The sequence below is a fragment of the Citrobacter sp. HN-141 genome (genome assembly GCF_033341895.1).
Lineage (GTDB): Bacteria > Pseudomonadota > Gammaproteobacteria > Enterobacterales > Enterobacteriaceae > Citrobacter.
This window is the reverse complement of sequence record NZ_JAWPBF010000057.1, coordinates 1-872: the sequence shown is the minus strand read 5'-3', so window position 1 is coordinate 872 and position 872 is coordinate 1. Positions and strand designations below refer to the sequence as shown.

2 tRNA genes and 1 rRNA gene are annotated in these 872 nt (G+C 49.4%); all 3 read left to right on the top strand.

Going from position 1 to position 872, the window contains the following annotated elements:
* Positions 1 to 406, top strand: a 16S ribosomal RNA gene (locus RYZ59_RS24550); the annotation flags it as partial.
* A gap of 71 nt (positions 407 to 477) precedes the next feature.
* Positions 478 to 554 (top strand) — tRNA-Ile (locus RYZ59_RS24545).
* A 105-nt stretch (positions 555 to 659) separates the two neighbouring features.
* Positions 660 to 735, top strand: a tRNA-Ala gene (locus RYZ59_RS24540).
* Positions 736 to 872: the final 137 nt, after the last annotated feature.

Below are 872 nucleotides of genomic sequence, written 5' to 3'. Positions count from 1 at the left end.
CGGCCGGGAACTCAAAGGAGACTGCCAGTGATAAACTGGAGGAAGGTGGGGATGACGTCAAGTCATCATGGCCCTTACGAGTAGGGCTACACACGTGCTACAATGGCGCATACAAAGAGAAGCGACCTCGCGAGAGCAAGCGGACCTCATAAAGTGCGTCGTAGTCCGGATTGGAGTCTGCAACTCGACTCCATGAAGTCGGAATCGCTAGTAATCGTGGATCAGAATGCCACGGTGAATACGTTCCCGGGCCTTGTACACACCGCCCGTCACACCATGGGAGTGGGTTGCAAAAGAAGTAGGTAGCTTAACCTTCGGGAGGGCGCTTACCACTTTGTGATTCATGACTGGGGTGAAGTCGTAACAAGGTAACCGTAGGGGAACCTGCGGTTGGATCACCTCCTTACCTTAAAGAAGCGTTCTTTGTAGTGCTCACACAGATTGTCTGATGAAAATTAGCAGTAAGAAAATCTCTGCAGGCTTGTAGCTCAGGTGGTTAGAGCGCACCCCTGATAAGGGTGAGGTCGGTGGTTCAAGTCCACTCAGGCCTACCAAATTCTTTCTGATACCGCGTTGTGAAACGACTCGCATACTTCAGTATGCTTCGCCGCTCCACGCCTTGTCTCAGCAAGAATTAAGGTGAATGAGATAACTACGATGGGGCTATAGCTCAGCTGGGAGAGCGCCTGCTTTGCACGCAGGAGGTCTGCGGTTCGATCCCGCATAGCTCCACCATCTTTACTGCAAAAAACCAAGAAAACTTCAGAGTGTACCTGAAAAGGTTCACTGCGAAGTTTTGCTCTTTAAAAATCTGGATCAAGCTGAAAATTGAAACGACACACTGTTTCATTTCTCCGTAATAAGAAATGAAA